The 15,614-nt window shown below is 61.6% G+C and carries 15 protein-coding genes; 2 read left to right on the top strand and 13 right to left on the bottom strand.

Going from position 1 to position 15,614, the window contains the following annotated elements:
- Position 1: 1 nt before the first annotated feature.
- The 9 genes from ACCD05_RS03780 to oiaX form a co-directional block, all read right to left on the bottom strand.
- Complete coding sequence (locus ACCD05_RS03780; protein ID WP_018896822.1) at positions 2 to 1,066, bottom strand: ABC transporter permease; 1,065 nt, start codon at positions 1,064 to 1,066, stop codon at positions 2 to 4.
- Positions 1,063 to 2,607: a sugar ABC transporter ATP-binding protein gene (locus ACCD05_RS03775; protein WP_112435306.1), complete on the bottom strand. Its 1,545-nt coding sequence runs from the start codon at positions 2,605 to 2,607 to the stop codon at positions 1,063 to 1,065. The genes ACCD05_RS03780 and ACCD05_RS03775 overlap by 4 nt, the downstream gene beginning before the upstream one ends.
- Before the next feature lie 2 nt (positions 2,608 to 2,609).
- The gene (locus ACCD05_RS03770; RefSeq protein ID WP_112435305.1) at positions 2,610 to 3,254 is read right to left on the bottom strand and encodes a DUF2291 domain-containing protein; all 645 of its coding nucleotides are present in this window, start codon (positions 3,252 to 3,254) and stop codon (positions 2,610 to 2,612) included.
- Between the two features lie 84 nt (positions 3,255 to 3,338).
- Positions 3,339 to 4,280: a D-ribose ABC transporter substrate-binding protein gene (locus ACCD05_RS03765; protein ID WP_018896825.1), complete on the bottom strand. Its 942-nt coding sequence runs from the start codon at positions 4,278 to 4,280 to the stop codon at positions 3,339 to 3,341.
- 76 nt (positions 4,281 to 4,356) lie between these two features.
- Complete coding sequence (locus ACCD05_RS03760; RefSeq protein ID WP_018896826.1) at positions 4,357 to 5,184, bottom strand: phosphogluconate dehydrogenase C-terminal domain-containing protein; 828 nt, start codon at positions 5,182 to 5,184, stop codon at positions 4,357 to 4,359.
- Between the two features lie 76 nt (positions 5,185 to 5,260).
- Positions 5,261 to 5,698 (bottom strand): RpiB/LacA/LacB family sugar-phosphate isomerase, encoded by a 438-nt coding sequence (locus ACCD05_RS03755; RefSeq protein ID WP_018896827.1) that lies wholly within the window; start codon positions 5,696 to 5,698, stop codon positions 5,261 to 5,263.
- Between the two features lie 55 nt (positions 5,699 to 5,753).
- The gene (locus ACCD05_RS03750; RefSeq protein ID WP_112435304.1) at positions 5,754 to 6,512 is read right to left on the bottom strand and encodes a triose-phosphate isomerase; all 759 of its coding nucleotides are present in this window, start codon (positions 6,510 to 6,512) and stop codon (positions 5,754 to 5,756) included.
- A gap of 2 nt (positions 6,513 to 6,514) precedes the next feature.
- Positions 6,515 to 7,849, bottom strand: coding sequence for a four-carbon acid sugar kinase family protein (locus ACCD05_RS03745; protein ID WP_112435303.1), 1,335 nt, complete (start codon positions 7,847 to 7,849; stop codon positions 6,515 to 6,517).
- 4 nt (positions 7,850 to 7,853) lie between these two features.
- Positions 7,854 to 9,113, bottom strand: coding sequence for a 3-oxo-isoapionate-4-phosphate decarboxylase OiaX (gene oiaX / locus ACCD05_RS03740; protein WP_112435302.1), 1,260 nt, complete (start codon positions 9,111 to 9,113; stop codon positions 7,854 to 7,856).
- Between the two features lie 190 nt (positions 9,114 to 9,303).
- Between oiaX and ACCD05_RS03735 the strand changes: the two genes are divergently transcribed.
- Complete coding sequence (locus ACCD05_RS03735; RefSeq protein ID WP_018896831.1) at positions 9,304 to 10,014, top strand: transcriptional regulator NanR; 711 nt, start codon at positions 9,304 to 9,306, stop codon at positions 10,012 to 10,014.
- 117 nt (positions 10,015 to 10,131) lie between these two features.
- Here ACCD05_RS03735 and ACCD05_RS03730 read toward each other — a convergent pair whose 3' ends face one another.
- The 3 genes from ACCD05_RS03730 to ACCD05_RS03720 are packed head-to-tail and all read right to left on the bottom strand — an operon-like array spanning position 10,132 to position 13,803.
- Positions 10,132 to 11,766, bottom strand: coding sequence for a GMC family oxidoreductase (locus ACCD05_RS03730; protein WP_112435301.1), 1,635 nt, complete (start codon positions 11,764 to 11,766; stop codon positions 10,132 to 10,134).
- 13 nt (positions 11,767 to 11,779) lie between these two features.
- Positions 11,780 to 12,307: a sugar dehydrogenase complex small subunit gene (locus tag ACCD05_RS03725; RefSeq protein ID WP_112435300.1), complete on the bottom strand. Its 528-nt coding sequence runs from the start codon at positions 12,305 to 12,307 to the stop codon at positions 11,780 to 11,782.
- A 50-nt stretch (positions 12,308 to 12,357) separates the two neighbouring features.
- Complete coding sequence (locus ACCD05_RS03720) at positions 12,358 to 13,803, bottom strand: cytochrome c (protein WP_112435299.1); 1,446 nt, start codon at positions 13,801 to 13,803, stop codon at positions 12,358 to 12,360.
- 291 nt (positions 13,804 to 14,094) lie between these two features.
- Here ACCD05_RS03720 and ACCD05_RS03715 point away from each other — a divergent pair, with 291 nt between their 5' ends.
- Positions 14,095 to 15,000, top strand: coding sequence for a LysR family transcriptional regulator (locus tag ACCD05_RS03715; protein ID WP_162717989.1), 906 nt, complete (start codon positions 14,095 to 14,097; stop codon positions 14,998 to 15,000).
- Between the two features lie 35 nt (positions 15,001 to 15,035).
- Here ACCD05_RS03715 and ACCD05_RS03710 read toward each other — a convergent pair whose 3' ends face one another.
- Positions 15,036 to 15,323 (bottom strand): hypothetical protein, encoded by a 288-nt coding sequence (locus ACCD05_RS03710; RefSeq protein WP_047504423.1) that lies wholly within the window; start codon positions 15,321 to 15,323, stop codon positions 15,036 to 15,038.
- Positions 15,324 to 15,614 lie beyond the last annotated feature (291 nt).

The raw sequence follows: 15,614 nt of genomic DNA, 5'->3' as shown, positions 1-15,614 counted from the left end.
CTTACCCTGCCTTTGCCATTTGCATGAGAGTCACGCGCTGTTGCAGACGGCGCTGGGCCTGATCCACCACAACCGCGATGATAATCACCAACCCCTTGATGACCATCTGCCAGAAGGACGAGACGCCCATCATGACCAGTCCGTCCGACAGGATGCCGATGACGAAGGCGCCGATGATCGTGCCGCCGATCGTGCCACGCCCGCCCGACATCGAGGTCCCGCCGAGAACCGCCGCGGCGATCGCGTTGAGCTCGAAGCTTTCGCCGGTGGCCGGATGCGAGGCCATCAGTTCGGACGAGATGATGAGACCGACGATCGCCGCGCATAGGCCCGAGAACATGTAGACGAAGATCTTCACCACATCGACCCGAATGCCCGACATGCGCGCCGCACGCTCGTTGCCGCCGACGGCGAAGATATGCCGGCCGATCGGCGTCGAGCGCGCCACGTAGGCGGCAATTAGGGCGAGCACGATCAGAATCCAGATCGAAACCGGCAGGCCCAGCATGCGGCCGGCGCCGAAGACGTCGAAGCCCGTCGTCATGTATTCCGGCTTGCCGACGAGATTGGGGAAGGTCTGGCCGTCGGAGGAGAGCAACGCGAGGCCGCGTGCGATATAAAGCGTGCCGAGCGTCGCGATGAACGGTGCGACGTTGAGCTTGGTGATCAACAAGCCGTTGATCAGGCCGATCGCCAGGCCGACGGCCAGCGTGATCAGCACGATCTCATAGATGTTGAAGAAGATCGTGTAGCCGATCGGCAGTTCCACGCCGTTGAGGATCAAGGCGCCGGCGACCATGCCACACAGACCCACGATCGAGCCGACCGAAAGGTCGATGCCGCCGGTGATGATCACGAAGGTCATGCCCATCGCCAGGAAGGCATTGAGCGCGACGTGCTTCGACATCAGGATCATGTTGGCCGTGGATGTGAAATTCGGCGCGAAGATCGCGAAGAAGATGATCACGGCAAAAAGGGCGATGAAGGTTCTGAGCTTCATCAGCGTGAGAAGAATGGAGCCGCTCGAACGCTTTGCCCCGAATGTGGATGAGGTGTCCGCCGTCATGACGCGAGCTTTCCCTGGTGTCCGTGACCTTTGGCAGATGCCGCGATGATAGCCTCTTCCGTTGCTTCGCTTCTGTCGAAGACGGCGACCAGCTTGCCGTTGCTGAGAACGGCGATGCGGTCGGAAAGGGCCATGACCTCTTCAAGGTCTGAGGTTGAAAACAATATTGCGAGGCCCTTGGCGGCCAGTCTGCGCATTGTGCGGAACACGTCCGCCTTGGCGCCGACGTCGATGCCGCGGCTGGGTTCGTCCATCAGGAGAACCTTCGGATTGGTCATCAGTGCCTTACCGATGACCACCTTCTGCTGGTTGCCGCCGGACATCGAGGTGACCTCGAACTCCGGGTTCGGCGCCTTGATGGAGAGGTCACGGATCATGTCGTTGATGCCCTGCCTTTCGGCGCCGGCCTTGATGTGAAAGATCCGGGTGAAATGATCGAGGCTGGCGAGCGTCAGATTGCTGGCGATGGAGAGCACCTGCACCAGTCCTTCGCGCTGCCGGTCCTCGGGGATGAGGGCAAGCCCCTTCCTGATCCGCCCCGTCGTATCCTGCGCGCGCACCTCCTGGCCATCGATGAAGATCTTGCCGGTCGAGTGCTTGTGACGGCCGATCACGCATTCGAAGAACTCGCTGCGTCCAGCCCCCATCAGGCCGTAGATACCGAGGATCTCGCCCGCGCGCACCGAGAGCGAGACGTGGTCGACGGCCAGGCCGCCGGTTCTGCGCGGGAGGCTGATCTCCTCGGCGCGGAAGGCTTCCGGTCCGAGCTCATGGTCGGCCGCCTTGGCGAAGTCCTTGGCGTCGGAGCCGATCATCGAGCGGACGATCCACTTCGTGTCGATGTCGCGGACCATCGCATGGCCGGTGATCTGGCCGTCGCGCAGCACGGTGATGTAATCGCCGATCCGCATCAGCTCTTCCAGCCGGTGGGAGATATAGACGATGGCGACACCCTGTGCCTTCAGTTCGGCGATGACCTTGAACAGGATCTCGACCTCGGCCGCAGACAGCGCCGATGTCGGTTCGTCCATGATCAGGATGCGGGCGTTGAGCGACATCGCCTTGGCGATCTCGACAAGCTGCTGCTGGCCGATCGGCAGGTCCTCGACCATGGTTTCGGCGTTGATGCCGGCATCCAGACGCTTCAGAAAGGCGTTTGCCTTTTCGATTTGCGCCTTGTGATCGATGCCGCGAATGCCGCGGGTGATCTCGCGGGTGGCGAAGATGTTTTCGGCCACCGTCATGTTGGCGAAGAGGTTGAGCTCCTGGAAGATCATGCCGATCCCGTGCGCCTGCGCGTCGGCCGGACTGTCGAAGGAGACCGTCTCGCCATCGAGGACGATACGTCCAAGCGTGGGCCGCTCGACGCCGGCGATGATCTTCATCAGCGTCGATTTTCCAGCGCCGTTCTCGCCGACCAGCACGTTGACCGCGCCGCGCCTGAGCTCAAGATCGGCGCGCTTGACGGCGACGATGCCGGAATAGACCTTGGAGACCTCTTCGAGGCGAAGGATAACGTCGTGTTCGATCGTCTCGCTCATCGCTACGGCCCCACCGTCAGTTCGGCCGGGGTCACCAGCGGCAACTGGCCGGATGCCGGCAGCGGGAAGGCGCCGGTGACCGTCACGGTCTTGCCGGTCAGACCGTCGCGCGGTAGCGGCGCCAGGAGCGCGGTGTTGATCTTCTCGTTGAACGCCTTGCCGAATTGCGCCCACTCGATCTGGTTCTTGAACTCGTTGAAATTGACGAATTCAAGCGTATCGCGCAGCGCCGTTCCGCGCACGGCGGGACCGATCTGCACCTTGGCGTCGGCCTTGCCATCGCCATCGGCGTCCAGATCGATCGTGGCCGCGCGCGACGCAGTATCGGCGGCGACAACCTTGCCGCTCAGCTTGACCGCATAGGTCCAGGGCGCACTCGCCTGCTTGCGTGTGTTGCCGTATTTCTCGCCGGCCTGATCCGGGCTCGACGCGGCAAGTGCCACGACGTCCTTCAGCTCACCAGCCCGCTTTTGCAGATAGGGAATTGCCTGCGACTGCCAGATGGCCTCGACCTTTGCCGCAGGATCGAAAGCGCTCTTGGCCGTTTCCGCAGCCTTTTCTTCCGCCGTCGGCGTTTTGATGATTTTGCAGCCCGGCAGTGCCATCGCAAGCAATGCGATCACAACCGCGCTTCTGACCCTCGCCATCCACGAAACTCCAATCTTATGGAATAGGATAAAGAACGAAGAGCGCAAATGAGTGCGCTCTTCGCCATTGGTCTCAAGCTGTCGTTACTTGGCGATCGCGAAGGTTTCGAGCTTGGAGGCGTTGTCGGCGTTGATGAGAATGCAATCCATCAGCTGCTTCTCTTCCTTGGGAAGAGTCTTGTTCTTGATGTAGGCATCGGCCTGCTCGACAGCCATCTGCGCCTGCGCGTAGGCGGGCTGCAGAACGGTGGCCTTGATACCGCCGGACTTGATGGAGTCGCGGACGTCGTTGGAGCCGTCGAAGCCGACGACGATCACGTCCTTGCGGCCGGCGGCCTGCAGAGCGGCGATGGCGCCCATGGCCATCGTGTCGTTGCCGGAGATGACGCCCTGGATATCCGGGTTGGCCTGCAGGATGGTTTCCATCTTGGCGTAGGCTTCCGTCTGGCTCCAGTTGGCCGACTGCTTGGCGACCGACTTCAGATCCGGATAGTCGTCGATGACGTCATGATAGCCCTGCGAACGGATGCCGGCATTGGTGTCGGATTCCTTGCCGACGAGCTCGACATAATTGCCCTTCTCGCCCATCAGCTTGACGAACTCCTGCGCACCCAGCTGGGCACCCTGGTAGTTGTTCGAGACGATCTGCGCTGCGGCAACACCCGTGGCGTTGATTTCGCGGTCGATGAGGAAGGACGGAATGCCCGCGTCCTTGGCCTTCTTGACGGCGGCAACGGTTGCATCGGCGCCGGCGTTGTCGAGAATGATGGCCTTCGCACCACGACCGATGGCGGTGTCGATCATCTGGGATTGCTTGTTGGCGTCGTCGTCATGGGTCATGACGAGCGCTTCATAGCCCAGTTCCTTCGCCTTGGCTTCCGCACCAACGGCTTCAGCCTTGAAGAACGGGTTGTCGTGTGCGGGGGTGATGATGGCGATCAGGTCCGCCGAAAAAGCGGGCATGGCAACGCCGAATGCGAGCGCGCTGGCAAAGGCAGCGACGGTCAGTCTACGTGTCAGTCTCATTGGTTTCCTCCCAAAAGAAGCCCTGTTCCCAGCAGGGCGGTGAAAGGGGAGGGGTTGCCCCCTCCCGGGATCGGTATCAGGTGATACGCTTGATGCTGTCAGCGATCTCCTGAGGTTCGAAAACGCGCTTCCAATCGTCCTTCATCAGGGCGGGAATGCCGAATTCGATAGCCTTGTTGCAAGCGTCCGAGAACACACCCTGGACTTCGCCGAAGATGACGGCGCCGAGTACGTTCAGGTGGCCGAGCAGGAAGTCGCGCGCAGCTTCTTCCGGAACGCCACGGGCGACGCACTCATCCATGGCCTGCTTCATGACGACGAGCAGCGAAGCGGCAACGGTCTCGGAGAGACCCGGCTCCAGCATCGCCATCTGCTCGACGGTGACGCGGTGCGAGCGCATGACCGGTGCCCAGATCGTCTTGGCGATTTCTTCGCCAACGGCGTAGGCTTCTTCCGGACCCTGCATCAGAGCCGAAACGATATGTTGCTTGGCGAAGAGGCCGCCGAAGTGGTCCTTCTTGGCCTGCATGTCGGTTTCGTCGTTGAAGATCGGCGGATGGCACGGATGCGTGACGAAATACGTCAGGTCAGGGCGCTCAGGGAAGTGGCCAGCGAACGGCGCGGCAGCGTCGAGCGCGACAACCATGGTGCCGGCCTTGAGCTTGTCGTTGATGCCGGCGGCAACCTTGCCGATGTGCGTGTCTGGAACGGCCAGGATGACGACGTCGACGCCATCAAGCGCAACGTCTACGTCCACGGTCGAAAGGCCGAGATCGTCCTTCAGGCGTGCCTTGCCGATATCGCTGATTTCGACGTGGCGAACGTCGTAGCGCGAACCCTTGAGGTTCTTTGCAAGCCGGTAGCCCATTTTGCCGCCGGCGCCGAACAGAGCAATGGAAGTCATGTTTCCTCACTTCGTGTTTTGCTGGAATTGTTAACGTTGCTGGTATGATGAGTCAATCACCACCCCAGAATAAGTATTACTTAACCGCGTCGAGCCTGTTGATGGCGTCGACGTTGCCTGCGGAAGCGCCCTTCGGATCGAATTCGGAGGCGAGCCAGGTGTCGACGATCGACTTGGCAAGTTCCGGACCGATCACGCGTGCGCCCATGGTGATGATCTGCGCATTGTTGGATTTCGCGGCGCGCTCGGCCGAGTAGGTGTCGTGCGTCAGCGCGGCGCGAATGCCGGGAACCTTGTTGGCCGAGATCGAAACGCCGATGCCGGTGCCGCAGATCAGGATGCCGCGCTCGTGCTGGCCGTCGACGATGGTCTGCGCGAGGTTCTGCGAAAGGTCGGCGTAAAAGCCGGCCTGGCTGAGATCGTGCACTTCGAGGCCCGCCTTGGTGGCGAGGTGGGCGGCGATCACGTCAAGCAAGGGCTTGCCGGCGCTATCCGCTCCGATGGCGATTTTCATGGTCCGTGTCCTTTCAATCATTCGGGGGCTGGATGAGTGGAATTGGTGGCTGCGATCAGATGACCGCGGCAACGCGCTTCAGAATGTCGAGATAGCCTTCGACGGCCCAGGCAGAGCGGCCGATGAACAGCCCGTCGATGTGCGGCTGTGAGATCAGTTCCTCGCAATTGCCTGGATTGACGCTGCCGCCGTAGAGAACCGGAACCGCGCGACCGAGCGCCTTGGCGGCCACATCGGCGATGCGCGCGTGGCGCTCGTCGGCGTAGTCGGCGGTCGCCGGAATGCCATTGACGCCGATCGCCCAGACCGGTTCGTAGGCAAGCAGAATTTCCGCGTCCTTGCCTGATGTGGTGACGCGCGCCAGCGCGCCCTCAACCTGCCGCTTCAGCACCGCGTCGGCATCACCGGCATTGCGCTCGGCAAGGGTCTCTCCGATGCAGATCAGCGGGATCAGGCCGTGGTTGACGGCGCTTTCTACCTTCAGGCCGACAGTTTCGTCGGTCTCACCGAAGTGCTCGCGACGCTCGGAGTGGCCGAGCTCGACGATGTCGAGGTTGCAATCCTTCAGCATCGGTGCCGAGATCTCGCCGGTCCAGGCGCCGGCCGCGTCCCAGTGCATGTTCTGCGCACCGACCTTCACCGAGCTATCGGCGAGAGTGTTCTTGACTTCACGCACCGCCGTGAAGGGCGGGATGACGAAGCGCTGGATATCGGCGTGGCGATCGCCATCGGCAGCCGCAAGCTTTTCGGCAAAGGACAGAGCCTCGCCCAGCGTCTTGTTCATCTTGAAGCTGGTGCCAACCCAGTAGCGCATGTTCAAGCCCTCCGTCCGTCGCGGATTTGTGCGAAATAGCCGTCGGTTCCGACCTGGCCGCCCTTGAGCGCGATCTGCAGTCCGTTGGTCGGCGCGTAGTTGCCGTGCGCGATGCAGAGTGGCGAGCCGGGGGTCTGCGGCAGTGGCAGCAAGGTCGTCAGAGCGTCCACACGCAACTGCTGCAGCGCGTGGCTCGACGTGTCACCGCCGGCGATGACAGCGCGGGGCAAGTTTTCGGTCTCGATCAATCGGCGCAGGATGGTGCCGAGAGCGGAGCCGAGGCGATGGCGGGATCCGGGAATACGATCGATATCGGTGCCCTTGTCCGACGATGAGCCGAGCGCCGTGTGCAGGATGACGCTGCGGCCTTCCTTCAGGCGCTGGACGCCCTCGGCGACAGCCGCGTCGATGGCGCGGTCACCGCTTTCGCCGACGAGATCCAGCGGATCGACGGCGATACCGTCAAAGCCGTTTTCCGTCGCGTTGCGGATCTGCCGTTCGGTGGTGGGCGAGACGCTTCCGGAGACGACGGCGAGGCGATCGACCTTGCCCGGCTCGGTGAAGGTCGTCGGTTCGCCAAGCAGGCCTTCAGCCTTCCATGCCTGCAACAGCGCGTATTCAACGCCCGACGAGCCGGCGGTGAAGAGGCCGCCGTCGCGCTTGGCCCGCCAGACCTGGCGGCCGGCGAGAGCCTGCGACTGGGCGCTATCCACGTCGATCAGCAGGATGCCATCGAGGTCCGCGATCGTCTTGTCGATGCGCTGGTCGGCATCGGCGGCTGCTGTGGTAACGAGATCGGCGAGCGCTACGGGCAGCGCCGTCTGCTTTGCCAGATGCAGCGTCAGGTCGGCTTCGGCCATCGGCGTTACTGGATGGCGGCTCATGACGGGATGGCGGTCGATACGGTAGTAGCGATCCTGGTAGGCGGCGAAGAGATTGCCGAATGCTGTGAAGCGCTTCAGCTGCGGGGCGCCGACGATGACAGGCACGACCGGCTGGCCATAGAGTGCCTTGCCGATTTCGATCGCCTTGCCGATGTTGCCAATCGCTGGGCTGGAATCGAAGGTCGAGCAGACCTTGTAGTGGCAGATGTCGGCGTCAAGCACCTTCAGCCATTCAAAGATCGCCGGCAGATGCTTCTCCATCCACTCCGGCGTTTCGCTGCGGCTGGTGCCGGCAATGCCGAAGGCGCGGTAATCGGCGAAACGCTTGGCGGTCTCGGCGCTGGGGATGCCGAGAAACAGCACGGTCGGTACGCCGTTGGAAGCGAGCGCTTCCATGACGTCGGCCGAACCGGTGAAATCGTCACCGTAATAGGTAAGCAGAGGTTTGGTCATGGTCTCAAGCTGCCTTGCCGTCGCCGAACTTCGCGATCGAGGCCGCGAGTTCCGGGTGATCCTTGGCGTATTCGTCGAGCGGGATATCGGCGACTGCCGCCTGCCAGGCCTGCTGCACGGCACGTACGCCGGCCGCCGGACCGCCCGGATGGCTGACGATGCCGCCGCCGCATAGGTAGAGCAGGTCGGTGGTGCGGCCGGTGCGGTTATAGGTGTCCGGCGCCTGGCCACCCCATTGGCCGGAACCTGCGACCGGCAGCGGGCAGTCGGCCTTGCTGAACAGCGGCGTGCTGACGGCCTTGAAGGATTCGACGAAGCTGTCGTCCGGTTCCCAATATTTGATGCGGATGCCGTTGATCTGGAACTGGTCGACGCCGAGCAGGCGCCAGAACTGCTGATAGACCTTGAAATCGAGGCCGGCGCCCGGATCGCGGGTCAGGATGTCCCAGCCGTTGCGGTGCGCATGCAGAACAAGGCCCGAGCGCTTGCGCAGGAAGCTCATGCCGCCGAAGCCGATCGAATTGATATTGACGACGGCGCAGTTGCCGCCGGCCTTCAGGACGAGATCGTGATTGCGCATCATCTCATCCGGATCGGCATGCGAGATGCCGAAGGCATACATAACCTTCTTGCCGGTCTTCTGCTCGTGATCGAGGATCTTCGGCATGATGGCTTCGACGCGCTCCTTGAGCGGCGAATAGGCGGGGCTCATCAGCTTTTCGTCGTCCTTGATGAAGTCGACGCCGGACTCGATCAGTTCGCCGACGAGCTCCGCCGTCTCATGCGGACGCAGGCCGAGCGCCGGCTTGACGATCGTGCCGATGATCGGCCGGCCTTCGACGCCGGTCAGCCGGCGGCTGCCGGGCAGGCCGAACTGCGGGCCGGGATGGGCGGTGGCGAATGCTTCCGGCAGCTTCATGTCGACGATGCGGATGCCACTCATGCCCTTGATCGAGAATACGCCGCCGATGGCGATGGTCATCAGGGCGGAGAGATCGGTGCCGATCGCGTCCATCGGGAAGGCGATATCGGCGTCGGCGCGGTGGATGGGGCCGCTGCCGGGCGCGACTTCAGGCCAGGTCGGGTATTCCGCATCGGGCAGGTGGCGGATGGCGATAACGCGTGCCGCGACGCGCGCCTTCAGCTCTTCCGTCTCGCCGGGAACGGGGACGAACGTGCCGGTCGACTGATCGCTGGCGATCTTGGCGGCCATTGCCTCGACGCTGCCGGTCGTTTCGATGCGGTAGGTAACTGTGATCATCATGAGGTTTCGTTGCTCCTCCTGCCTAGGCCGAAAGTTTGCCATGGCGTCAACTCATGAACTGGTATAATGAGTATTCCAATTTCTGCAATGAAAATTTTTTGAAAGAGCACTGACCGATTTCAGACGACGGCCTTTCGTGCCGGGACGCTAGCATGCATAAAGGAGGGATATTGTGAGCCAGCGAGACACCATGAATCAGCCAATCGAACAGATCGTGCGTCGCAAACTATCCGATGAGGTTTTTGATCGACTGGAGCGAATGATCACGTCCGGCGAGCTTCGCCCTGGCGACGAAATGCCTTCGGAGCGAGTGCTGATGGAGCGCTTCGGGGTGGGAAGGCCGGCGATCCGCGAGGCGATGCAGTCGCTGGCCAACATGGGCTTGGTCAACATATCGCACGGAGAGCGCGCCAAGGTTCTGCAACTGACCGCAAGATCGATTTTCCGCCAGGTGGATCTGACGGCAAAGATCATGCTCGCGCAATCCGCCGACTCGCTCGATCATCTGAAGAGCTCACGCATCTTCTTCGAGCGCGGCATGGCGCGCGAGGCGGCGGTGAAGGCCACTCCCGCCGACATCACCGATCTCCGCGACATCATCGAAGAGCAGCGCCGGTCGCTTGGCAACGCGGAAGACTTCATCGCCGCCGATATGCAGTTCCATACGCGTATCGCGCAGATCTCCGGCAACCCGATCTTCGTCGCCGTCAGCGAGGCAATGCTGGCATGGCTGAAGGCCTATCACACGGACATGCTCATCTGGACCGGCAAGGAGAAATTCACGCTGGTGGAGCATGAGCAGATCCTCGACTGTCTGGCGGCTAACGATGCGAATGGCGCGGAAGCCGCGATCTTGAAGCACCTCGAGCGCTCCAGTGCGCTCTATACCAATCGCGACTGACGTCGCTTTCATCGGTGGATACGAAAACAGCGACCGGCCTGCGAGGCGGTCGCTGTTTCTATTTTAGGATTGGGAAGGTCTCGACCGGTACGGCCAAGACCTTCTTGAGCGCTGAAATCAGATCTCCTTGATCAGCTGCTCGGCAATACGCACGCTGAGCGCCGCGCCCGTCAATGTCGGGTTCATGCACGATGCCGACGGCATGACGCTGGTGCCGGCGATGAACATGTTCGGGTGGTCATGCGTACGGCAATCGCGGTCGACGACGCTGTCCTTCGGATCGTCGCCCATCCGGGTCGTGCCCATGACGTGCTGGCGGTTCTGCCACTTCACGTCGGTCGACAGAACCTCGGCGTCGAGCAGCTGGGCGATCTTGTTCAGATCTTCCAGGCCCCTGTCGCGGCCGGCGTTCCAGTAATCGGTGACCGAATAGTAGAGCACCGGAACCGGGATGCCGAGCGCGTCGAACTTGGTCTTCGACGGCGTGACGCGGTTTTCGGCGAGCGGCAGCGGCTCGAAATCGATCGCCCAGTTGAGGGAGCGGGCCGAGTATTTGCGGATTTGCTCGTCGAGCTTGGAGCCCATGATGCCCTTCTTGATGAAGCCTTCGGTCATCTGGGCTGTCGGTACCGTGTTTCGCACCTTGATCTTGTAGCTCGGGTAATCCTTGCGGAAGGCGCCATCGCGCTGGTTGAGATAGACCAGCAGTTCGGTCGGGCCTTCGCCCGGCCACATGTCCTCCTTGGTCAGCATGTTCATGCTGATGCCGGTGTGGTCCATGAGGTTGCGGCCGACCTGATCCGAGGAGTTGGCGATACCGTTCGGATATTTGTCCGAGGTCGAGATCAGCAGCAGCTTGGCGGACTCGATGCCATAAGCGGCAAGCACGAAGTAGCGCGCCGTCAGACGATGCTCGGAATTGTCTGGCTTCTTGTACCAGACTGCAGTGATCTTGCCGTCATCGCCGGCTTCCACCTTGTAAACAGGCGAGTTGTCCAGCAGCTTGGCGCCATGGCGTTCGGCTTCGTCGATATGCATCGAGCCGTCGTACTTGGCGCCGATCGGACAGACCGGGTTGCAGTTGTTGTTGCCGGCGCAGACCGGGCGGTTGCCGTAGGGACGCGAGGCGCGGCCATGCGGTTCGAGCACCGGGTTGAAGCCGCCGACCGATAGCTTTTCCGCCAGCGTCGTGAACATGTAGCTGGAATTCAACTGCTTCATCGGGAATGGCATGGAACGCGGCGGCATCGGGCCACCGCCCTGGCCGCTTTCGTCCTGGCCGTCCGTGCCGGTGACGCCGAGCTCCAGCTCCGCCTTGTTGTAGTAGTCTTCGAGATCGTCATAGCCGATCGGCCAGTCGCGACCGCGACCGTAGAGCGACTGGATCTTGAAGTCGTTGGGGATCATGCGCCAGAGCGCCGAGCCAAAGTGCCAGGTCGTGCCGCCGACGACGCGCAGGTAGGAGGTGTTGTACTTGACCGGGCCTTCGTACTGCAGATAGTCGCCATAGGTGGATGGCGCCCAGGGCATGCTTGGGAAGGGGGAACCCGCGCCCTGCAGCTTGGCGTTTGCCAGCGAGAGCTTGACCGGAGCGTTGCGGAAGGTCTCGACGATCTCGCGGCGATCGACACGCGGGCCGGCTTCGAGAATGATCACCTTCTTGCCGGCCTTGGCGAGCTGCGCGGCGACGATGCCGCCCATGACACCCGATCCGATAACGATCAGGTCCGCATCATATGCGTCGTTTGCCATTGTCTTTATCCTGTCAGATCTTGCTGCCGGGCTTCGGTCCCCAGGCGTTCGGGCCGGGACCGTAGGTCGGAGTGGGAAGGAGGCCCTTGGTCGGGCGGTACATGAGCGATTTCTCGTAGGTGATGAGTTCCGCGTCCTGCGGTTCCCCGACCACGCCGAGATACCAGGCGGAGACGATCTTCGCGGAAGTCTTCATCTCGGGATCGGCGGGCTTCGTCGCGAGAAAGCCATCCATGTCCTTGGCGCCCGACTGGCTCACAGCCTGCTGCAAGGCTGCGATGTCGGCCTTCAGCGTCGCGCTGCGCTTGGAGAGTGCTGCGAAGAAGCGTCCGCCGAGCACCGGATCGAGCTCATAGCCGGTCAGGAATTCAGAGAGCTTGGTAAAGCCCTGCACGTCGTCGTCGGCTGCGAACGCCGATACGGGTGCCGCGAAAGAGGAGAGGACTGCCAGTCCTCCAACGGCCACGGTGGCGCGCAGGAGGTCTCGGCGGTGGAGGGGACGGCTCACGATGGAGCCCGCATTGTTCGGGTCGATTGGCATCGCTGATATCCTCGATGAGGCAGTCAGAACTGGGAGAAAGGGTGAAACGATCAGGCGTGGGCCGGCTGCCGCCTGCGGCGGGCAACGAGCAGCGCGATGACGAGCGCGACAAGGATCAGCGCCACGACGACTGCTGGCACGATGAACGGCGCGACCGCGGCCAACACCGGCTTCTCTCCACCCTCGCGAACACGCAGGACATCCGCGGCAGTGACGGTCACCTTGCCGTTGCCGAAATGACCAAGCACGTAGTTGCTGACATCGGCGACGTCCTTGTCGGAAAGACGATCCGTGTAAGCGGCGTTCTCGCCAAAGGCCGGCATGAATGTTGGTACGCCGTCGATCGTGCGCGACAGGCCGAACAGGATCGTTGCGATCAGGTTGTCCGGGTTGTTGCCGCCGGTCGCGGTGTTGTGGAAGAGCGAAGGATAGTGATCGTTACCCTCGCCATCAACCTGATGGCAGGCGGCACACGAACCGCTGAAGATATGGAAGCCCTTCTCGGTCACGGCTTGGCCAGGCAGGCCGCGCAGATCGAGTTCCGCCGTGGAGGGCTCACCGACATCGTAGCGCGGCTTGGCTTCGCCCGTCGTGATTGGCTTCGTATCCTTCAGATAGACGACGAGCGACTTGAGGTCCGCCTCGGTCAGGTGCTGCATGCTGTGCTCGATGGCTTCGGCCATCGGGCCGGCCGCCTGCGCCTTGCCGGCGACATGGCCGGTGCGCAGATACTGCACGAGTTCCTCGTCGGACCAGCCGCCGATACCGTCAACCTTGTCGGAGGTGATGTTCGGTGCAAACCAGGAGCCGATAGAAGCGCCCGAAAGCGCCTGGCTTCCGCTCTCTGCCATGAAGAGATTGCGCGGCGTGTGGCAGGTGCTGCAGTGCTCAAGAGCCTCGGCCAGATAGGCGCCGCGGTTCCACTCGGCGGACTTGGATGCATCCGGCTGGAAGCGGTCCTTATCGAGGAAGAGCAGGTTCCACACGGACATGGAGGCGCGGATGCTGAATGGGAACGGCAACGCGGTCTTCTCCGGCGCGTGATCGATCGGCTTCACGTCCTGCATGAAATAGGCGTAGAGCGCCGAGATGTCCTCGTCGGAGATCTTGGCGTAGGCCGTGTAAGGCATCGCCGGATAAAGATGGCTGCCATCCTTTGCAACGCCGTCGCGAACAGCGCGCGCGAAGTCTTCTTCGCTGTAGGTGCCGATGCCGTCGGTTTTGGATGGCGTGATGTTGGTCGAGAAAATCTTGCCGAGCGGAGATTCAATCGCATAGCCGCCGGCAAAGGGCTGTCCCGAGTTCGGGGCGGTGTGGCAAGCGGCACAGTCTGCCGCGGTCGCCAGGTAACGTCCCCTCGTAATCAGGTCGTTTTGCGTCGCGGTCTGATCTTGCGCCGAGGCTGCGCCGGCGATCGACACCAGCGCGGACAGACAGAGTGCGATTGATCGCAGGCGTTTGAATTGGGGTCGAGAGATAGCGGTGTGCAAATGCATTATCGACGTGCTTTCATCAAGCATGAATAAACGACAACAGGCTTTGCATCACCTCCCACGAGCGTAGCCAATCCACGTCGCCGCGAGGCTGAATGCGACAAGCGCCGCTCAAAGCCAATGTTAGTAAAGCAAACTACTGAAGTTGCTCTACAAATTCACTCTAAATGAGGATATGACTTTATGCGTCGATCTGTCACGTTCGCGACTTGGCAATCGTCATAACCGCGCTATGCTGCGTTTGAAAATCAATTTGTCATACAAACAGTTTTCACAGAAAATGAAAGCTCAGCAGTGAAATTCGACCTAATCGATTTGCGTATGTTCCTGGCTGCCGTTGATGGCGGCAGTCTGACCGCTGCCGCCAGGCGAAACAATGTCGTCGTGGCGGCTGTGAGCGCGCGTCTCAGGAGGCTGGAAGAGGCTTTCGATCTCGAGCTCTTCGAGCGCACGGGGCGGGGAATCAAGCCGACTTTGGCGGGTGAGATGCTGGCGAGCCATGCCCGCCAGATCCTGGACGATGCCCGCAGGATCGAGGCCGATCTCGACGCCTTTGCGGATGGTCGCAGCGGCCATGTCCGGTTGCTGTCGAATACCAATATGCTGGCCGAACATTTGCCGCAGGCGCTTGGCGCCTTCCTTGCCGCAAGCCCGGATATCAGTGTCAGCGTTGAGGACAAGCCGAGCCTTGAGGCCGTGAAGCTGTTGAAACAGGGGCAGGCCGATATCGCCATCGTTGCCTCCTCGGCGGATATGACCGGGCTGGAGCGCTTTCGCTTCGTTCCGGATCGGCTGGTGCTGATCGCACCGCGCGACCTGGATGTGCCATCCGATGCCGTTGCGTTTCCGCGCGTCCTGGATTTCAAGCTGATTGGCCAGCAAGGCAATCCGGCCTTGATGCAGTTTCTCGAGCGTCACGCGAATGAGCTCGGGCGCACGCCGCATTTCCGGATGCTGATTGCCGGATTTGAGGCAACGTGCCGCGTTGTCGAACAGGGGGCTGGCGTATCGATCATTCCCGAAAGCGCCGCGCGACGTTATGCGCATTTCATGGATTTCAAGGTCGTGCCGATCGCGGAGCCCTGGGCGGACCGCGAACTCTACGTTTGCGTCAGAAACGAGATGCAGCTTCCGGGCTATGCAAGGATGCTGCTGGCGCACCTGAGGCAGTATGTGCGGACGTTTGACGATGGCCGCTGAAAGCCGCCGTCATCTCTTCGGCGCGGATATTGGGTTTAATGAAGCGTCAGCGTCTCTGGACGATGCGGGTCGCGGAATCGGAATTGCTCGATCAGCGTCATGGCTTGCTGCAGCAGGAATTCGGCGGCCTTGAGATCGGTGTTGGCGAGACCATGCACGCTGCCGCGAATGGTCAGCGCCAGGTTACCCGAGCTCGCGGCGAAGCTGGCGTTGCCTTCTATCAATGCCTCCTTGGCACTGGTCTCAAGCGCATCGGCAACGGCCGCCAGTATGTCCTGCCGTTCGCGGACACTCATTTGCACAATGGTCTTGGATCCCTTCATGATGGACGACCCCCTTCCCTGAAAGGCGCGCGCTGATAGCAGCCAATAATGCTTGATGTAGGCGCAATCGCCGGTTCATCAATGCACCCTCTTTTCTCCCTGAGCGCGTCGGCGAAGACCGGACGGCAACGGCGGCGTTGTTTGCCTGGTCATCGGTCATTTCGCCAACTCATGAGCCGCAGACATAACTCCATGCAGAAATGGTGATCTAATGCCATCCCAGCACCGGTGCTACCTTAACGGCGCGGGAGTATTTGGCGCCTTGAGCCATGAGCGATGCATCTCAACCTC

This window comes from Rhizobium sp. Rhizsp42, assembly GCF_047304155.1.
Classification (GTDB): domain Bacteria; phylum Pseudomonadota; class Alphaproteobacteria; order Rhizobiales; family Rhizobiaceae; genus Rhizobium.
The sequence above is the reverse complement of the archived record's forward strand: the minus strand, read 5'-3'. Positions and strand labels throughout refer to the sequence as shown.

Coding starts and splice junctions, on each gene's coding strand:
- ACCD05_RS03725 (WP_112435300.1), bottom strand. CDS start 12,307: ATGCCAATCGACCCGAACAATGCGGGCTCCATCGTGAGCCGTCCCCTC.
- ACCD05_RS03735 (WP_018896831.1), top strand. CDS start 9,304: ATGAATCAGCCAATCGAACAGATCGTGCGTCGCAAACTATCCGATGAG.
- ACCD05_RS03765 (WP_018896825.1), bottom strand. CDS start 4,280: ATGAGACTGACACGTAGACTGACCGTCGCTGCCTTTGCCAGCGCGCTC.
- ACCD05_RS03745 (WP_112435303.1), bottom strand. CDS start 7,849: ATGACCAAACCTCTGCTTACCTATTACGGTGACGATTTCACCGGTTCG.
- ACCD05_RS03750 (WP_112435304.1), bottom strand. CDS start 6,512: ATGCGCTACTGGGTTGGCACCAGCTTCAAGATGAACAAGACGCTGGGC.
- ACCD05_RS03720 (WP_112435299.1), bottom strand. CDS start 13,803: ATGCATTTGCACACCGCTATCTCTCGACCCCAATTCAAACGCCTGCGA.
- ACCD05_RS03770 (WP_112435305.1), bottom strand. CDS start 3,254: ATGGCGAGGGTCAGAAGCGCGGTTGTGATCGCATTGCTTGCGATGGCA.
- oiaX (WP_112435302.1), bottom strand. CDS start 9,113: ATGATGATCACAGTTACCTACCGCATCGAAACGACCGGCAGCGTCGAG.
- ACCD05_RS03755 (WP_018896827.1), bottom strand. CDS start 5,698: ATGAAAATCGCCATCGGAGCGGATAGCGCCGGCAAGCCCTTGCTTGAC.
- ACCD05_RS03760 (WP_018896826.1), bottom strand. CDS start 5,184: ATGACTTCCATTGCTCTGTTCGGCGCCGGCGGCAAAATGGGCTACCGG.
- ACCD05_RS03710 (WP_047504423.1), bottom strand. CDS start 15,323: ATGAAGGGATCCAAGACCATTGTGCAAATGAGTGTCCGCGAACGGCAG.
- ACCD05_RS03780 (WP_018896822.1), bottom strand. CDS start 1,066: ATGACGGCGGACACCTCATCCACATTCGGGGCAAAGCGTTCGAGCGGC.
- ACCD05_RS03775 (WP_112435306.1), bottom strand. CDS start 2,607: ATGAGCGAGACGATCGAACACGACGTTATCCTTCGCCTCGAAGAGGTC.
- ACCD05_RS03730 (WP_112435301.1), bottom strand. CDS start 11,766: ATGGCAAACGACGCATATGATGCGGACCTGATCGTTATCGGATCGGGT.